The following is a 17,515-nucleotide window of genomic DNA, read 5'->3' as shown; positions in this document are numbered from 1 at the left end:
CATGACCGCTACAAGGCTTGCAACCGTTCGTGCAGCTGCCCGGTGGCGATCAGCTCCAGCAGTTCGTCGCCCAGGCGCTGGCTTTCGGCGATGGCCTTGTACCAGTAGCGCTTGCGTGCCGGCGCATCGCCCATGAAGCGCTTGAAGTCGTTGCGGTCCGGCAGCTTGCCGTAAGGCAGCGCGGCCAGGTACTGCGGCGACGGGGTCATCAGCAGCACGTTCTGCAGGCGCGTGGCGTCGCCCTTGCGCCAGGGCAGGGCCTTGTCGAACCAGCCGGGCACCACCTTGTCGGTGAAGTGCGGGTACAGCACCAGGTCGTCGCCCTTGTAGGGCAGGTCGAGGTGATAGTCGAGCAGGCCGCCGTCGCGGTAGGTGCCGGCCCCTGCGCCGGGAATGTCGCGCACGCCTTCCATGACCATCGGGATCGAGCCCGAGGCGAGCAGGGCATGGCGCAGGTTGGCTGGGTCCAGCGGCAGGCAGCGCGAGGGGAAGTCGCTGAGGGCATCCAGCGGTGGTGAGGCGCGCCGGTCATGCAGGATCACCCGCTCGAAATGCCGGGCCAGGCGCGCGCGGCCCAGCAGGTTGCTGGCGATCACCGCGCCCAGGCCCAGGCCCAGGCGGCCACGGTGGTCGTGGGCCAGCTGGCCATGGCTCTTCACCACCAGGATGTTCAGGTGGTAGTGCGGGTTGGCCAGGATCTGCCCGTCGCGGCCTTGCAGCAGATCGTCGAGCATGCGCTGGCAGCTCTGGCTGATCTGCCGGGCGGTCACGCCCTTGGCGAAGTCCTGTTCGGTATACAGCTCGCCGAGGCGACGAATGCCGGCCACCGGGTCGTCGAGGCAGGCGCTGGCGAAGCGCCAGGCACCGATCGAGGCGCCAATCAGCGCACGCGGTCGCGGCGCGCTGGGCAGCCATTCACCGAACAGGGCCAGGTCCAGGCCCTGGATCCCCAGTGGCTTGGGGCCACCGGCGGCGCCGGGCAGCACGCCGACGTCTTCGGCCCGCAAACCGCGCTCGCGGATCTGGCGCAGGGCGCGCTGGCCGGCCTTGAAGGTCAGCGCGGGGCGCTTGATGTGGATGGCGCTCATGGTGGGGTCTCGGGCCGGGCAGGCGGGCAGTATAGAGCGTATCGCGGGGCTGGACGTACATATCCCCCTGTAGGAGCGGCCTTGTGTCGCGAAAGGGCCGCAAAGCGGCCCCGGCGATCTTTGCAAAAACGCTGAAATCCCGGGGGCTGCTGCGCAGCCCTTTCCGACCGGTCCGACGCCTCGGCAAGGCCGCTCCTACAAGGGATTGCGTACGGGCTTGCATGAGCTGCGCTATCATGCGGCCAGCTGTTTTCAGGTTGAGTTAAGGACCGGTGGTTAATCTTAACCCGGTAGACAAATTACACAGCTCGATGGAGAGAACCTCATGAAAACCCTGACTGCCCTGTTCACCGCCGCCGCCCTCGCTTTCGGTGCCAATGCCGCCTTCGCCAAGGACGTGCAGCCCGACGAAGTGGTCAAGCTGGTGAACGCCAAGACAATCAAGTCCCTGGACGAACTCAAGGCCGCCGCCGTGGCCAAGCACCCGGGCGCCACCGTGACCGACTCGGAGCTTGAAAACGAATACGGCCGCTACATCTACAAGGTCGACCTGCGTGACGCCCAGAACGTCGAGTGGGATGTGGACCTGGACGCCAAGACCGGTGAAGTCCTGAAGGACGAGCGAGATAACTGATGCCCGATCTGCCGCGAACGGCGCGCTGCCTGGCCCTGGCCCTGATGGCCGTCAGTTCGCTCGCCGTCGCCCGCGACCTGGATCAGGATGAAGCCCTGGAGCTTCGGCAACAAGGCGTCATCCTGCCGCTGGAGCAACTGCTCGATGCCGCCCTGGGGCGTTACCCCGGGGCGCGCCTGCTGGAGGCGGAGCTGGAAGAAAAGCACGGCCGCTACGAGTACGAGGTCGAGCTGCTGACCCCGGCCGGCGTGGTCCGCGAAATCAAGTACGATGCCCGAACCGGCGCCCTGCTCAAGGACGAGGAAGACGACTGAATGCGCCTGCTGCTTGTCGAAGACAACGTGCCCCTGGCCGATGAACTGACCGTCGCCCTGCAACGCCAGGGCTATGCCGTGGACTGGCTGGCCGATGGCCGGGACGCGGTGTACCAAGGCCAGAGCGAACCCTACGACCTGATCGTGCTCGACCTCGGCCTGCCGGGCTTGCCCGGGCTCGAGGTGCTGGCGCAGTGGCGCGCGGCGGGCCTGGCCACCCCGGTGCTGATCCTCACCGCGCGCGGTTCCTGGGCCGAGCGCATCGAAGGCCTCAAGGCCGGTGCCGACGATTACCTGACCAAGCCGTTCCACCCCGAGGAGCTGCAACTGCGCATCCAGGCGCTGCTGCGCCGGGCCAAGGGCCTGGCCAACCAGCCGACGCTGGAGGCCGCCGGGTTGCACCTGGACGAATCGCGCCAGTGCGTGAGCCGTGACGGTGCCGACGTGCAACTGACCGCCGCCGAGTTTCGCCTGCTGCGCTATTTCATGCTGCACCCAGGGCAAGTGCTGTCCAAGAACCACCTGGCCGAGCATCTGTATGACGGCGAGACCGAGCGCGACTCCAATGTGCTCGAGGTGCACGTCAACCACTTGCGCCGCAAGCTCGGGCGCAGCGTGATCGAGACCCGCCGTGGCCAGGGCTACGTCTACGCCGGGAACGTCGCGTGAAGTCGATCCAGGCGCGCCTGAGCCTGGGCCTGGTGGCCGTGCTGGTGCTGGTCGGCGTGGGCCTGGCACAGGTGACCCTGTGGCTGTTCGAGGCCGGCCTGCAGCGCTACCTGGAAAACGGCCTGCGCAAAGAGAGCGAGAACCTGCTGGTGGCGCTGGTGCGTGGGCCTTCCGGTTTGCAGCTGGATGAGCGTCGGCTGTCGGCAGCCTACCAGCAGCCGTTCTCGGGGTATTACTTTCGCATCGACTTTGACCAGGGCACCTGGCGTTCCCGCTCGCTGTGGGACCTGGACATGCCCAAGCCGGCCCGCCCAGGGTTGGACGATGGCCATGAACTCGGCCCCGAAGGCCAGCAACTGCTGGCCTACCGAGGCGATTACCGGCGCCTGGGGCAGGATATTTCCATCAGCGTGGCCCAGGACTACTCGCCGGTGCGCGAGGCCTTCCGGCGCATGCAGCAGATCGGCCTGGGCATGGGCGTGCTGGCGCTGTTGCTGGTGCTGGTGTTGCAGCGCTTCACCGTGACCCGCTCGTTGCGCCCGCTCGAGCGCGCGCGGCAACAGATCGCCCAGTTGCAACAGGGCCAGCGTTCGCAACTGGATGCCGAGGTGCCCAGCGAGCTGCAACCGCTGGTGGACCAGATCAACCACCTGCTGGCCCACACCGAAGACAGCCTGCGCCGTTCGCGTACTGCCCTGGGTAACCTGGGGCACGCGCTGAAGACGCCGCTGGCGGTGTTGCTCAGCCTGGCCGCCAGCGAGCGTTTGCAAGCGCTGCCGCAGGTGCGCGAGCAAATGCGCGAGCAGTTGCAGCAGATCCAGCAGCGCCTGGCCCGCGAACTCAACCGTGCGCGCCTGGCCGGGGACGCGTTGCCCGGCGCGCAGTTCGATTGCGACGCCGAATTGCCCGGGCTGTTGTCGACCCTGGGCATGATCCATGGCGAAGGCCTGTCGCTCGAACGCGACGTGCCGCCCGGGCTGTTGCTGCCGTGGGACCGCGAGGACCTGCTGGAGCTGCTCGGCAACCTGTTGGACAACGCCTGCAAATGGGCCGATAGCGAGGTGCGCCTTGGCATCGCGCCGACCACCGAGGGTTTCCAGCTGTGGGTCGATGACGATGGCCCAGGGATTGCCCAGGACCTGCGCCAGCAAGTGCTGGAGCGGGGCTCGCGGCTGGACGAGCAGGTCGACGGGCATGGCCTGGGGCTGGGGATCGTGCGTGATATCGTCGAAGCCTGGGGCGGGCGCATCGCCTTGCTCGACAGTACCCTGGGCGGTTTGCGGGTGAGCATCGAGCTGCCGCGCAAGGGGCGTTGATCCTGTTGCGGATCAACCGTGCAAAAAAATTGCAGTACAGCCGCAGTTTTTTGAATTGGCCCATTGCCGAGCCACTCGGCACAATCGCCCCTCACGAAACCGCTTGGTTTCCATCTCTCCATGGACGGAGCCCCTTGCGCTATTGCCTTGGCAATACAGGGCCCAGGCCGGTAACGCTGGGCTTTCTTTTTTCAATCAGACCACACGATCCGATCTCCCGATGTCTGCCTCGCGTCCCGAAAGCCGTCTGCAGCGCCTGCTCCCGGCACCCCTGAACATCCCTCCCCGAGAATGGCTGCGCGCAGGCCTTGGCGCGCTGCTCGGCCTGTTCCTTGCCGGTTACCTGTGCAGCCTGCTGTACGGGCCGTCGGTTGCCCTGCACCTGCTCGGGCCGCTGGCGGCCTCGGCGGTGCTGGTGTTCGCCGTGCACTCAGGGCCGCTGGCGCAGCCCTGGCCAGTGCTGGGCAGCTATGCCCTGGCCGGCGCCGTGGGCCTGGCCATGCGCCATGGCTTCGGCGATGGCCTGTGGGTCGCCGCCGCCGCGCTGGGCATCGCCATCCTGCTGATGTGCCTGCTGCGCTGCCTGCACCCGCCGGGTGGCGGCGTGGCGGTCAGTGCGGTACTGGCCGATCCGGGGCTGGTGGCGCTGGGCGACCACCTGCTCGAGCCGGTGCTGCTCAATGCCGTGATCCTGGTCGCGGTGGCGGTGCTCTACAACCGCCTGACCGGCGTGCGCTACCCCAAGGGCACGGCGCCGCGCAAGGACCTGCACCACACTCACGACCCGCTGCCCGGCGAGCGGGTCGGGATCAACGCCCAGGACCTGGACCAGGCCCTGGAAGAGATCGGCGAGTTCGTCGACGTTACCCGCGACGAGTTGGAGCGGATCATCCTGGCGACCGAGCAACATGCCTTGCAACGCAGCCTGGGCGGCATCACCGCCAGCGCGGTGATGTCCCGCGATGTGCAGTCGGCGACGCCGCGCACCACCCTCGAGCAGGCCTGGAAGATGCTTGCCAGCCATCACCTGAAGACCTTGCCGGTGCTGGACGGCGGGCGCTTGGTGGGCATCGTCAGCCTCAGCGACCTGGTCGGCCCGGCGATGGACCGTGGCCGCTTCAGTTGGCGCGGCATGTGGCGGCGCAAGGTGGTGCGCCTGGAGCAGGTGATGAGCCGCCGGGTGGTCAGCGTCAGCAGCCAGCACCCACTGGAGCGCTTGCTGCCGCTGCTCAGCGAGCAGGGGCTGCACTGCCTGCCGGTGCTCGACGCTGACCAGCTGGTGGGGGTGATCACCCAGACCGACCTGATCGCCGGGCTCAAGCGGCACTTGCTCAATGCCGCGGCGCAGGGCTCAGATCAGCGGGTCCCAGCGTTGTGACCAATCGCTGTCGCCGGCGGCCACCAGCCGGCGCAGCACCGTGAAGGCCTGTTGCAGGGCCTCGCTGTCGCGCTTGCGCGGGTAGACCAGGAAGGTCGGGTAGGTGAACTCCGGCGCCTGCGGCACCCGCTCGAACACCCCGCTTTGCAGGTAGGCCTGCACCACCCGGGTGCGGAAGTAGCCGCTGCCACCCTGGTCGAGGATGAACTGCAAGGCCAGCGGCCCGAGGTTGAAGCTCAGCGCCGGGCGTGACAGGTCGGGCAGGGCGGCATCGTGCTGGCGGCGGAACGCCTCGCCCCAGTCGATGTAGATGTACGGCTCGGGGGCGTCGACACGGCGCACGCGGATCAGCTTCTCCTCCATCAGCTGTTCCACCTGCAAGCCTGGGCCATAGGTCGGCTGGTAGACCAGCGCGGCGTCCAGCAAGCCCATCTCGACCTTGCGCAGCAGCGACTCGCCATCGCTCACCTCGCTGCGGATCGCGTGGCTGGGCAGTTCATGGTGCAGGGCGCTGACCCAGTCGAGCATCATCGGGTTGCCCAGGCTCACTTCACCGCCCACATGCAGGACCTGCTGACAGCCCTGGGGCAGCGGCAGGTCGCGGCGCGCCGCTTCCCAGGTTTGCACCAGCTGGTTGGCGTAGGTGACGAAGGCCTCGCCGTCGCTGGTCAGGCTGGCACCGTTGCGGCTGCGCACGAACAGTTGGCAGCCGAGTTGCTGTTCCAGGCGCTGGACCCGTGCGGTGATGGCTGTCTGCGACACGAACAGACGCTCGGCGGCGGCAACCAGGCTGCCGCAACGCACGATTTCCAGGAAGGTTCGGGCCTGATCGATGTCCATGGTGACGCTCTGTGGCTGGAGGGGGGCCTATTCTAGAGGCTTTGCACCGTAATGGGGCGAACACCTGGGGTGTCGCTGTCCTCAACCGCAGCGGCTACAGTGAACCTGCGGCGATCTCGGCAAAGGACGGGCGCGCCAGCACTTGCGCTTGCTGGCAAGCCCTGGCCAGCTCGCGCAGGCCCTGGTCGTCCTGCTCGCAGCAGCCCAGCAACTCCTCCACGAGAATGCCGAAGGCGCGTACTTCCAAGCGCTCCAATGCCCTGGCCGCAGGCGGATGGAACGATGCCGCGCCGAAATCCCCCAGCAGGCATTGGCCGTCTGCATCGAACAGGATGTTGTGGGCGTACAAGTCGCCATGGTTGAGGCCACGCCCATGCAGGTGGGCACACACCGAGGCGATGCCGGCCACCAGGCGGCGGACTGCCGGCAACGTCAAGCGCCGGGTCTCGGGATAGCGGTCGCGGGTGCAGCTGTCGAGGCTGGGCGGGCCGGCGAGATTCGCCCAGTGCCCATCGATCAGCGCCATGACCAGCGCCGGCAGGCCCTGCGGATGATCGTCGATACGCCCGGCCAGGCGTACCAGTTGCGGATGTTCGCCGGCAGCGATGCAGGCGCTCATCTCCGCCAGCGGCGAGCCGTCGCTGGTCATCGCGCCCTTGTACAGCTTGACCGCCACCGGCGCGGCCTGGCCTGACCAGTGCGCCCGGTGGATCAGCCCCGAGGCACCGCGGCCGAGTTCCTCTGCCAGGCGCATGTCGCGCCAGTGCAGCGTCGGGCAGTGGCCATCGGCAGCCGGGGCGACAAAACCCTCGGGCAGCGGGTTGTCGGCGTAGGCCAGCCAGGCCAGGCGCGGCAGCTGCAACAGCCAGTCGGGCAGGGCCGTCAGGCGATTGCTGGCGATACGCAGCAGTTCCAGGCGCTCGCAGCGCGCCAGGCTGCTGGGCAGCGCCATCAGTCGGTTGCCGGCGAGCATCAGTTTTTGCAACTGGGCGCAGTCGCCAAGCGCTTCAGGCAGTTGCTCCAAGGCGTTGTCGGTCAACACCAGCGAGCGCAGGCTCGTCGGCAGGGCCTGGCCATCGACGTGGGTGATGCGGTTGCTCTTGAACCCCACCGTCTCCAGCATAGGGCAGCGTCCGATGCCCAGCGGCAGGTGGGTGAAGGCGTTTTCCGAACAGAACAGCACCTTGAGCCGGTGCAACCGGTGCAGGTCCTCGGGCAGATCGGTAAGGGCGTTGCCGGTGAGGTCGAGCACTTCCAGGCTGTCGGCCAGCGTGAAGATTTCGGCGGGGAAGTGCGTCAGGCCCTGGCGCAGGTCAAGGCGGGTGATACCGCGCAGGCGGCCGGCGCGCAGGTCGTCGAGGGTATGCATGGAACGGCTCTTGGGTCGGGGCTGACTATTCTAGAGGTTTAATCCCTGCAAATCTGCATATGGGTTGCGACTTAAGTCCGATGGCGAGGGTGCAGGCCCGGTCCATACTCCAGGCTCGCCCTTCAATAACAACAAGTACCGGGTTGCCAACCAATGACCTATCAGCACAGCTACGCCCATTCCATTGCCGACCCCGCGGCTTTCTGGCAGGCCCAGGCCGACCAGTTGGCCTGGCAGCGCAAGCCTTCCATCACCTTGCAGCGCAACGCCGACGGCACCCACCGTTGGTTCGCCGACGGTCGCCTGAACAGCTGCTACCTGGCCCTCGACCAGCAGATCGAACAGGGCCGTGGCGAACAACTGGCGTTGATCTACGACTCGCCCGTGACCGGCGCGCAGCAAACCTTCACCTACCTGCAACTACGCGACGAAGTTGCGCGCCTGGCCGGCCTGCTGCGCAGCCTGGGCGTGGGCAAGGGCGACGGGGTGATCATCTACATGCCGATGGTGCCCCAGGCGGCCATGGCCATGCTCGCCTGCGCGCGCATCGGCGCGGTGCACTCGGTGGTGTTCGGTGGTTTTGCCGCGAACGAGCTGGCGCTGCGGATCGACGATGCCCGGCCCAGCTTGCTGCTCACCGCCTCCTGCGGCCTGGAGTTCGACCGGGTGATCGAATACAAGCCGCTGGTCGATCGCGCCCTGCAACTGGCCGGCCACCAGCCGCGGCATGTGCTGGTGCTGCAGCGACCCCAGGCCCGCGCCGAGCTGCAGGCCGGGCGCGACCTGGACTGGCGGCAGGCGCTGGTCGGCGCCGAGGCGGTGGCGCCCGTGGCGCTGGATGCCGGTGACCCGTTGTACATCATGTACACCTCCGGCACCACCGGCAAACCCAAGGGCATCGTCCGCGAAAATGGCGGCAATGCAGTCGCCCTGTGCTACGCCATGCGGCATATCTATGGCATGCAGGCCGGTGACGTGTGGTGGGGGATCTCCGACGTCGGCTGGGTGGTCGGCCATTCACTGATCGTCTACGGGCCATTGATGAGCGGCTGCACCACGGTGTTCTACGAAGGCAAGCCGATTCGCACGCCGGATGCCGCGGCCTATTGGCGTATCGTCGAGCAGCATCGGGTCAATGGGCTGTTCTGCGCGCCTACCGCCATGCGGGCGATCCGCAAGGAAGACCCGGAAGGCGAGTTGCTCCGCGGGCATGACCTGAGCTCGCTGCGCCAGCTGTTCCTCGCCGGCGAGAAGCTCGACTCCAGCACCCACGCCTGGCTCGAGCGGGTCACGGGCAAGCCGGTGCACGACCACTGGTGGCAGACCGAGACCGGCTGGCCGGTAACCGCGCCGTGCGTGGGGCTCGAAGGCAGCGCGGCGCGACCGGGGTCGAGCAACCGCGCGGTGCCGGGTTACCATGTGCAGGTGCTGGACGATGACGGCAAGCCGCTGGGGCCGAACCAGCAGGGTGCCATCGTCATTGCCTTGCCGCTGCCTCCTGGTTGTAGCCAGACCCTTTGGGGTGACCATGAGCGTTACTTGCAAGCCTACCTGCACAGTTATCCAGGCTATTACCACACCGGTGACGGCGGCTACCTGGACGATGACGGCTTCGTCTACATCATGGGACGCACCGATGACGTCATCAACGTCTCCGGTCATCGGCTGTCCACCGGCGAAATGGAGGACCTGGTGGCGCGCCACCCCGCGGTGGCCGAATGCGCGGTGATCGGCGTGCACGACGAGATCAAGGGCCAGGTGCCGTTGGCGCTGGTGGTGCTCAAGGACGGGCAGGGCATTGGCGAGGTGCAGTTGCAGGGCGAACTGGTGGCCAGTGTGCGCGAGCAGATTGGCGCCCTGGCTTGCTTCAGCCGGGTACGGCTGGTCAAGCGCCTGCCCAAGACCCGTTCGGGCAAGATCCTGCGGGCGGTGCTGCGCAAGATTGCCGATGGCCAGGACTACGCGCCGCCCTCGACTCTGGATGATCCGGCGGTGCTGGGTGAGATCGAGGGCGTGCTGGCGGACCTGCCCAGGGCGGGCTGAGCTCACCGCGTCGCTCCCACCAGGCGCCTTCAGGACAGCTGTGGGAGCGATGCTGCGCCGTTGCGACTTGCCCGGTGATCGCCGGCGCCGAGCTGATGCAACTGCCCCAACCGGCTGCGGGTGCGCATCAGGTCGCCGAGCGTCCCGCCCAGGCTTTCGGCCAGTGCCCGCTTACCGATCAGGGTTAGCTGACGGTCCTGGTCGTACAGTACGTCCACCAGATTGATGAAGCGCTGTTGCGCGGCCAACGAGCACGCGGCCAGGTCGTCCAGGCCGTCGATGATCCAGTGCTCGTAGCGCTCGGCCAGCACCAGGTAGTCGATGACTGCGGTGGCTTGCTCGCACAGGTCGCTGAAGGCGAACATCACCTGGCCGCCAGCCTCGGCCAGCACCGGCAGCGGGCGCTGGTTGATCTGCAGCACCAAAGGCTGCGCTGGCGGTATAGCCAAGGCCTGGCGTTGCGCCGCGTTCCCCGGCCAGACGTAATACCCCTGGGTGAACCGCTGCTGCGTGCGGTTGGCCGGCAGGCTGCGAAAATCGGTTTCGCCGTCGACCTCCAGCACGTGCATATGGCCGTTGATCAGGCGGATCACCGGCAGGAAGCGTTGGTGATAAAGCGGGTTGGGCAGCAGCCCCTCGGGGGCATAGTTGCTGGTCAGCAACACAAACACATGGCGCCTGAACAAGGCATCGAACATACGGGTGAGCAGCATGGCGTCACCGATGTCGTGCACGTGAAACTCATCGAAGCACAGCACCTGCACATCGCCCAGCAGTTCATCCAGCGTCGCGCCGAGGGCATCGTCCCGCAGGCGGTGGCGGTGCATGCCCTGGTGCAGGCGGGCGAAGAAGTCATGAAAGTGCAGGCGCCGCTTGGCGGGTGTCGGCACGGCCTGGAAGAAACCGTCGAGCAACCAGCTCTTGCCACGCCCCACGGCGCCATGCAGGTACAGGCTGCGTGCACGGCCGTGGTCGAGCGCAGCCAGTTGCGTGGCCATGGCCTCGATGACCCGGCGCTGGCCGGCGCTCAGGGTATAGCCGCACGCCGCCGCCCGGCCCTGGAAGTCGTCGAGCAGGGCGATGGGCGCAGGGCTGCGGCGAAGCAGCACGGCGGGTATCCAGGTGGGCACGGTGGGTTCCTCACGGTCGAAACAGGCTAGGGCGCAGCTTGCGCGCGCGCAGGCATTTTGACCAGTCGAGAAAATGTCGGGCAATGATCGCGAAAGGTGATAGGTCGCTCAGTCGGTGCGCGCCAGTTGCCGTTCGATCATGTACTTGATCGCCAGGCGGCGTTCCTTGAGGTGGCGCAGGTCTTCGTCCTCGAAGTTGCCCGCCGAGATCGATTCGGCGGCCAGCACCTGGTTGTCGATGTCGACGTACTCGTCGAGCAGGCGGTCGAGTTGCTTGTCCTGCTGACGGCGCTGCTGGACGATTTCGCGGGGGTAGTGCAGGTCCTGGTAGAGGTCATGGGAAACTGGCATGGCGCCCTCCTTGTGAATGCGCAGATAGGTCTCTACCTGATTGGAAGGGGCGCAGCCGAATGTGTTGAAGCGAGGCGGTGGAAAAGCGACGAATGGCGCCTGGCCGGAGCGTCGCGTTGCCTGATGCGGGTTGCACCGGTGTTCACCGGCTTGGCCTAAGGGCAAGGAGACGACAGAAATCAACGGCAAATCGGGCAAAACTACTAACTTGCTGTTTTCGTATGATTTTTTTTAAAAAAAAGCTTCCCACCTTAGAAAAACGTTGTTAAAGTGCGCGCCATTGCTGCACAGCGACACACGCAGCGATAGCAGTCTCTACAGGGGCGTCGCCAAGCGGTAAGGCAGCAGGTTTTGATCCTGCCATGCGTTGGTTCGAATCCAGCCGCCCCTGCCATATTTTGAAAAAATCGCCGAAAGGCGATTTTTTCGTTTCTGCGTGGGAAAAAGTCCGGCGCCAGGCGCGCCGGACACCGTCTAGCGCGGGTCGAGCAGCTCTGCCAGGGCCTGGGCCAGCAGCTGTTCGCTCACCGGCTTCTGGATCACCGCGCTGTGCGGCAATTCCAGCCCTTGGAGTTCTGCATATCCGGTCAGAAACACCACCGGCAGCCTGGGGAAACGCTCGCGGGCGGCCAGCGCCAGTTGCGCACCGTTGAACTCCGGCATGGCGAAATCGGTGAGCAGCAGCTCGACCTGTTCATCGAGCAACGCCAGCGCCTGCTCGCTGCTGTGGGCCTGGCGCACATTGCAGCCATAGCGGCGCAGGACGTCGCCAATCATTTCGCGCACCAGGTGGTCGTCATCCACCAACAGCACATGGCGGTCAACCACGCGTTGCGCCAAGGCGCTGGAAGTGTCCTGTTCGGGGGCGATCTCCACGGCCTGTTGATGGACCGCCGGCAGGTACACGGTGACCTGGGTGCCACGGCCCGGTGCGGTCTCGATGCGAACCCCGCCACCGCTTTGCTTGGCGAAGCCGAACACCTGGGCCAGGCCCAGGCCCGAGCCCTTGCCGATATCCTTGGTGGTGAAGAACGGCTCGAACACTTTGGCCAGCACCTCCTCGCTCATGCCGCAACCGCTGTCGCGGATCGACAATACCACGTATTCGCCCGGCTCCGGGTCTTCTGGGCGATGCGGGCGGGCACTGACCCGGTTGTTGCGGGTGCTCAGCGTCAGCTGGCCGCCCTCGGGCATCGCATCGCGGGCGTTGATGGCCAGGTTGAGGATGATCATCTCGGTCTGGGTCGGGTCGATCAGCGCCTGCCACAGGCGGGGGTCCAGGTCCAGGCGCACCGAGATGCTGCCGCCCAGGGTGCGCCGCAACAGCTCTTCCAGGCCAGACAGGGTGCGGTTGAGGTTCAGCGGCACCGGCTCGAGCCTTTGCTTGCGCGAGAACGCCAGCAGTTGCGCGGTCAGCTTGGCGCCGCGCTCGCCGGCTTCGCGAATGTGTTGCAGGCGGCTATGCGCCTTGTCCACGGAACCGCGTTCCAGGTCGCGCTGCAAGAAGCTGGCCCCGGTGAGAATCACCGTCAGCAGGTTATTGAAGTCGTGCGCCACCCCGGCGGTGAGCTGACCGACCGCTTCCAGGCGCTGCATCTGCTGCAACGCGGCCTCGATACGTTCGCGTTCGGCGATCTGCTCGCGCAGGCGCGCGTTGGCTTCGGCCAGCTCCAGGGCCGCCTCGCGCTCGCTGGTGATGTCGCGGGCGACCACGTAGAGCATGCTGTCGTCCGGCACTACCACCCAGGACAACCAGCGCTGCTGGCCGCCAGCGTGCAGGATGCGGCCAACGAAGCGGGCGCTGGTACGACCCAGCGACAGTGCGGCGAGCTCCGCGAGAAAACCATCCTGGTCGGTTTCAGGCAGCAGCTGCAACAGCGAGATGCGTCCCAGTTGCTCACGGGTAAAGCCCAGGCTGGCTTCCCACGCTGGGTTCAGGGCCACGGGGGTCAGGTCCTTGTTCAGCACCGCCAGCAGGTCCTGGGACAACTCCCAGGCGCGGTCACGCTCCCGGGTTCGGCGCTCGACCCGCTCGCCGAGCATCTCGTTGAGTTGTTCCAGCGCGCGGGTGGCCTGGCGCTGTTGATGGATGTCCTGCAATACCCCGGAGAAACGCACGCAGCGTCCGTCGACGAACTGGGTCTGGCCGCTGGAAAGCAGCCAGCGTGGCTCCAACCCAGCCGGCTGGTCGATGCGAAACTCGGCGCGATACAGGCCGTCGCTGTCCGGTTGCATGGCTTGCTCGACGGCGTCGCGCACCCGCGCCCGGTCGTCTGGGTAGATCCCGGCATAGAAGACCTCGAGGGTCATCTCGGTATCGGTCGGCAGGCCGAACAAGGTCTTGCAGCGGTCATCCCACAGCAGCAGCTGATCCTGCGGGCGGAAGTCCCAGGTCCCCATGCCTGCCGCGTCGATGGCGATGCGCGCACGCGCCTCGACGTCCGCCAGCGCTTCTTCGGCGCGGCGCCGGCGCTGGCGCTCCTGCACTTCGGTCATGGCCCTGCGTACGGCCTTGGGCAGCAGCGGCAGGTTCTTTTTCAGCAGGTAATCGGTAGCGCCCAGGCGGATCATCTCCACCGCGTGCTCTTCGCCATAGATGCCGGAGAGGAAGATGAATGGCACATCCGGCGCCAGGCGCTGGGCGATCGCCAGCACATCGGTCCCGGATGAACCTGGCAGCACGCAATCGCAAAGGATCAAGTCATAGCTGGCTTCGAGCAGGGCGTGTTCCACGCCGACGTGGTCGAAGACCAGTCGCGATTGCACGTGCAGCCCACTGCGTTCCAGGCGCAGCAGGGTCAGTTCGGCGTCCAGGCTGCTGTCTTCGACCAGCAACAGCCTGATGGGCGTGTTCGGCATCGTCGCGGCGCTCAATGCTTGCTACGCCGGTTCAGGCGCAGCGAGCCGGGTGGCGGTTCATTGAGCACGGCCCAGAACACCCCCAGTTCGGAAATGGCGGCGACGAACTCCTTGAACTCCACGGGCTTGACCACATAGGCATTGACACCCAGTTCATAGGCCCGCAGCAGGTCCGGCTCTTCCCGCGAGGAGGTCAGCATCACGGTGGGGATGCTGCGCAGCTCTGCGGTATCGCGCACCTGCTTGAGCACTTCCAGGCCATCCACCTTGGGCAGCTTGAGATCCAGCAGCAATACCGCGGGGTTGCCGTCGTCGCGTTCGGCATAGCTGTTGCGGCGCAGCAGGTAGTCCAGTGCCTCGGCGCCGTCGCGCAGCACGATGACTTCGTTGGCCAACTGGCTGCGCTCCAGTGCAAGGAGGGTCAACTCCAGGTCCCTGGGGTTGTCTTCGACCAGCAGGATAGGTTTGAGCATGTGGGTAACGGTGCCTCAAGAGTGCGCTTGGAAGCGCGGAAGTACGAAATGGAAGCTGGCGCCCTGGCCAGGTTGGCCATCGGCCCAGACCCGACCGTCATGGCGTTCGATGATGCGGCGCACACTGGCCAGGCCGATACCCGTGCCTTCGAAATCCTCCATGCGGTGCAGGCGCTGGAACACACCGAACAGTTTGTTGGCGTAGGTCATGTCGAAGCCGACGCCGTTGTCGCGAACATACACTTCCGTCTCCCGCTCGTGTTGCACGGCGCCGATCTCGATACGCGCCGGGGCACGGTCGCGGCTGTACTTGATGGCATTGGACAGCAGGTTGTGCAACACCATGTTGATAAATGCCGGGTCGGCGATGACCTTGGGCAAGGGGGCGACCTCCCAGATGACTTCACGCCCCTGGTAGTCCGGCTCGAGCTCGACGCGAATGCTGTCTACCAAGGCATTGAGGTCGACGTCCGACAGGCGTAGGGCGGAGCGTCCCATTTGCGAGAAGTTTAGAAGATTGTCCACCAGCGAACCGGCAAAATGCGCGGCCTCGCTGATGTGGGTGAGGAAGCGGCGGCCACGTTCGCTCAAGTGTTCGCCTTCGATCTCGCCGAGCAGTTCCGAATAGCCGGCGATATGGCGCAGTGGCGCCCGCAAGTCATGGGACACGCTATAGGAAAACGCCTCGAGCTCCTTGTTCGAGCGCTTGAGTTCGCCGGCCAATTGCGCCAGTTCCTCGGCCTTGCGCAGGACGATACCGAGCACAGCGCTGCGCAGCTCGAGCACCGCATCGAGGATCATCGGGCTCCAGGGCAAGCTGAAGCCGCGCACCACTTCCTGCCAGCGGGCGAAACTGTGGCGCGGGCTGAGTTGTCCCAGGGGGCTGATCGTCTTGTCGGGGCGCCCGGCCCAGTTCACCCGACGCACCTGCTCCGGGCGGAACCACACCAGGTAGTGCGAGTGGATCTGGGAAATCGCCACGGCCAGCACGCCGCCGACCTGGTCGGCCAGTTCAGGGAGTTCGTCGATGTCCCGCCCGACGTTGTCGGTATGGAACACCAGCTCGTCTCCCCGGCGGGACAGCCAGTGCACCAGGGCGGTGACCTGGGCCTCGGAGGGCGTGTCGCCGATCAGGTCGCAGCGTTCGGCGCTGATGATCGCCGCGCCGCTGGCGCCGGCGAAGGCCAGCAGGACCTCGGGAAGGTCGAGCAGGCCTGCGCTGACACTGTCGTGGTCGGCCATCGAGGCCAGCATGCGCACGATGCGTTCGCGCAGCGCCAGTAACGTGCGGGTGCTGTCGTGGGACTCGCGCGATTCGATCTGCAGCGACAGCACGCTGGCCAGCAGTTCGCAGGCGGTGCGGGTCTGGAAGTCGACCGCGCGGGGTTGCGCGTGGTGGCAGGAGATCAGCCCCCACAGCCTGTCGTCCACCACGATCGACAGCGACATGGAGGCCAGGGTGTTCATGTTGCGCATGTATTGCAGGTGCACGGGCGATACGCTGCGCAGCGTGGCGAAGCTCATGTCCAGGGGGCGCCCGGTACGCGGGTTGAGGGTGGGATGCAACGGCGAAGGTTGGTAGTTGGCGTCCTCGATCAGGCGGATGCGGTTGACCCGATACAGCTCGCGGGCCTGGCGCGGAATATCCGAGGCCGGAAAACACAAGCCCAGGTAGCTGGGGTAGCCGGGATCGGCCAGTTCGCTCAGCACCGTACCGTTGCCCTCGCTGTCGAAGCTGTAGGCCTTGACCCGGCCGAAGCCGGTGATGCGTTTGATCTGCTCGACCGAGTGCTGCAGCAACTCTTCGATGCTGTTGGCCTGGTGCAAGCTACCGACGAAGGCGCGCACCAGTGGGTAGTAGTCGCCCTGGAGTGGCCCGTTATGGCGCTGGCTGGGCTCGAACTCGAGAATCAGCAGCTGCTGGTGACGGTGCGCGAGCACCCGCAGCTGGCCCTGGCAGGGCGCGTCCTGGCGCAGGTGCAGATCGCCGATATGGAAGGGAAACGCCTGCGCATCGGGCAGTTGGGCCAGTTGATCGCGCAGCTCGAAGCCTTCGCGCACCAGCGCGTGGAACGGCATGCCGAGCACTTCGCTGGCGCGCAGGCCGAGCCACTGCTCGACGTTTTCGCTGGCCTGCAGCACCTCGAGCGCGGTCTCGTCCAACACCAGCAGGAACCCCTGGGGCTGGATGCTGCCCGGGACCTGGATCGGTTCCTCGGCACAGCGCTCGATGGCTTGGTCCAGTGGTGTGGGCGCGTTGCTCAAGGGAAAACTCCTGTCAGGCCTGTGCACGGGTTGCAGCTTGCCATGCACGGTATCAGAAGGCCGGTCTTTTTGCCGGTGTCTGGGTGTTGGAGGTGCGTTCGGCGCAGAGGTTTCGTTGAACCCTGTTGTCGGTAGGCGCCAGCCATTTTCATTAATGCCAAAGAAGGGTAGGGCCGCGCAGTCGTCAGCCAATCGCGCTGCTACGCTCAAGCTCAAGCCCTCCAAACAAGGAAGCCGCTGGTGTTGGAACGCGTAGTCGTCGTGCTGCTGGGCCTGTGTGCCTGCTCCAGCGCCCTGGCCGCAGACTTTCTCGTCGAGGTCCAGGTGTTGGTGCAGCGTGGCTGCATGCTGGTCGGCCAGCAACGCGATGCCGGTGCCCAGGCCCTGGGTATCGTCGACCTGGGGGCCGCGCCGCGCCTCGATGGCGCCGATGCGCCCTTGAGCGGCGTGCTGCTCAGCCAGCGTCCGCCACGCCTGGAATGCAACCCCGACACCCCGTACCAGGTGCGCGTCGACGGCGGCCAGCACGGCGGTGTCGGCGAGCTGCGCTACCTGGCCAGCAGCGACGCCCGATCCCGGCCGATCCCGTACCGCCTGTACGCTGACGCCAGCTGGCGCCAGCCACTGGCGGTGAATGTCGCACAAGCGGCACGGGTCCCGGACAGCGGCGTGGTGGAACTGCCGCTGTACGCCAGGATCGACAAGCTGGCCTGGGTCCCGCGCGCCGGGCTGTACGCCGATCTGCTCAAAGTCACGGTCACCTGGTAGGAGGAGGCACCGCACATG

Annotated in this window: 15 protein-coding genes and 1 tRNA gene; 8 read left to right on the top strand and 8 right to left on the bottom strand. The window is 66.3% G+C overall.

Going from position 1 to position 17,515, the window contains the following annotated elements; genetic code table 11:
* Positions 1–8: 8 nt before the first annotated feature.
* Entirely contained in the window at positions 9–1,088 is a 1,080-nt protein-coding gene (locus tag NJG22_RS09965) for a patatin-like phospholipase family protein (RefSeq protein WP_253094198.1), read from the bottom strand.
* Between the two features lie 325 nt (positions 1,089–1,413).
* Between NJG22_RS09965 and NJG22_RS09960 the strand changes: the two genes are divergently transcribed.
* From NJG22_RS09960 to NJG22_RS09940, 5 genes are all read left to right on the top strand, one after another.
* Positions 1,414–1,722 carry a PepSY domain-containing protein gene (locus tag NJG22_RS09960; RefSeq protein WP_050705079.1) on the top strand — a complete coding sequence of 103 codons (309 nt, stop codon included), beginning with the start codon at positions 1,414–1,416 and terminating at the stop codon, positions 1,720–1,722.
* Entirely contained in the window at positions 1,722–2,036 is a 315-nt protein-coding gene (locus NJG22_RS09955; RefSeq protein ID WP_253094196.1) for a PepSY domain-containing protein, read from the top strand. Before NJG22_RS09960 ends, NJG22_RS09955 begins: the two co-directional genes overlap by 1 nt.
* Positions 2,037–2,705, top strand: a complete 669-nt coding sequence (locus NJG22_RS09950) for a response regulator transcription factor (protein ID WP_253094194.1) — start codon at positions 2,037–2,039, stop codon at positions 2,703–2,705.
* Positions 2,702–4,021 (top strand): sensor histidine kinase, encoded by a 1,320-nt coding sequence (locus tag NJG22_RS09945; RefSeq protein ID WP_253094192.1) that lies wholly within the window; start codon positions 2,702–2,704, stop codon positions 4,019–4,021. The genes NJG22_RS09950 and NJG22_RS09945 overlap by 4 nt, the downstream gene beginning before the upstream one ends.
* A 220-nt stretch (positions 4,022–4,241) precedes the next feature.
* Complete coding sequence (locus NJG22_RS09940) at positions 4,242–5,399, top strand: HPP family protein (protein WP_253094190.1); 1,158 nt, start codon at positions 4,242–4,244, stop codon at positions 5,397–5,399.
* Here NJG22_RS09940 and NJG22_RS09935 read toward each other — a convergent pair.
* A complete protein-coding gene (locus NJG22_RS09935) occupies positions 5,373–6,239 on the bottom strand; it encodes a LysR family transcriptional regulator (RefSeq protein ID WP_217848468.1) in 867 nt (288 codons plus the stop codon). The two genes, NJG22_RS09940 and NJG22_RS09935, sit on opposite strands and share 27 nt — an antisense overlap.
* A gap of 94 nt (positions 6,240–6,333) precedes the next feature.
* Positions 6,334–7,608 carry a leucine-rich repeat-containing protein kinase family protein gene (locus tag NJG22_RS09930; RefSeq protein ID WP_253094188.1) on the bottom strand — a complete coding sequence of 425 codons (1,275 nt, stop codon included), beginning with the start codon at positions 7,606–7,608 and terminating at the stop codon, positions 6,334–6,336.
* 153 nt (positions 7,609–7,761) lie between these two features.
* On the opposite strand from NJG22_RS09930, the gene NJG22_RS09925 reads away from it, so the two are divergent.
* On the top strand, positions 7,762–9,651 hold the full coding sequence (locus tag NJG22_RS09925) for a propionyl-CoA synthetase (RefSeq protein ID WP_253094186.1): 1,890 nt from the start codon (positions 7,762–7,764) through the stop codon (positions 9,649–9,651).
* Between the two features lie 29 nt (positions 9,652–9,680).
* On the opposite strand, the gene zapE is transcribed toward NJG22_RS09925, so the two are convergent.
* Both zapE and NJG22_RS09915 read right to left on the bottom strand, forming a co-directional pair.
* Positions 9,681–10,781, bottom strand: coding sequence for a cell division protein ZapE (gene zapE / locus NJG22_RS09920; protein ID WP_253094184.1), 1,101 nt, complete (start codon positions 10,779–10,781; stop codon positions 9,681–9,683).
* Positions 10,782–10,889: 108 nt separating this feature from the next.
* Positions 10,890–11,132 carry a hypothetical protein gene (locus NJG22_RS09915; RefSeq protein ID WP_253094182.1) on the bottom strand — a complete coding sequence of 81 codons (243 nt, stop codon included), beginning with the start codon at positions 11,130–11,132 and terminating at the stop codon, positions 10,890–10,892.
* Positions 11,133–11,451: 319 nt separating this feature from the next.
* Here NJG22_RS09915 and NJG22_RS09910 point away from each other — a divergent pair.
* Positions 11,452–11,526 (top strand) — tRNA-Gln (locus tag NJG22_RS09910).
* Between the two features lie 80 nt (positions 11,527–11,606).
* Here NJG22_RS09910 and NJG22_RS09905 read toward each other — a convergent pair.
* From NJG22_RS09905 to NJG22_RS09895, 3 genes are read right to left on the bottom strand one after another with little or no spacing between them, the layout of a single operon-like run.
* On the bottom strand, positions 11,607–13,991 hold the full coding sequence (locus NJG22_RS09905; RefSeq protein ID WP_253094180.1) for a hybrid sensor histidine kinase/response regulator: 2,385 nt from the start codon (positions 13,989–13,991) through the stop codon (positions 11,607–11,609).
* A gap of 11 nt (positions 13,992–14,002) precedes the next feature.
* Complete coding sequence (locus tag NJG22_RS09900) at positions 14,003–14,464, bottom strand: response regulator (RefSeq protein WP_253094171.1); 462 nt, start codon at positions 14,462–14,464, stop codon at positions 14,003–14,005.
* Between the two features lie 15 nt (positions 14,465–14,479).
* Positions 14,480–16,729, bottom strand: coding sequence for an ATP-binding protein (locus NJG22_RS09895; protein WP_253094169.1), 2,250 nt, complete (start codon positions 16,727–16,729; stop codon positions 14,480–14,482).
* A 240-nt stretch (positions 16,730–16,969) separates the two neighbouring features.
* Between NJG22_RS09895 and NJG22_RS09890 the strand changes: the two genes are divergently transcribed.
* Positions 16,970–17,497: a spore coat U domain-containing protein gene (locus NJG22_RS09890; protein ID WP_253094167.1), complete on the top strand. Its 528-nt coding sequence runs from the start codon at positions 16,970–16,972 to the stop codon at positions 17,495–17,497.
* The last annotated feature ends 18 nt before the right edge of the window (positions 17,498–17,515 follow it).

It is taken from the genome of Pseudomonas sp. VA159-2 (assembly GCF_024126635.1).
GTDB lineage: Bacteria > Pseudomonadota > Gammaproteobacteria > Pseudomonadales > Pseudomonadaceae > Aquipseudomonas > Aquipseudomonas muyukensis.
This window is presented reverse-complemented; position numbering and strand designations above follow the sequence as displayed.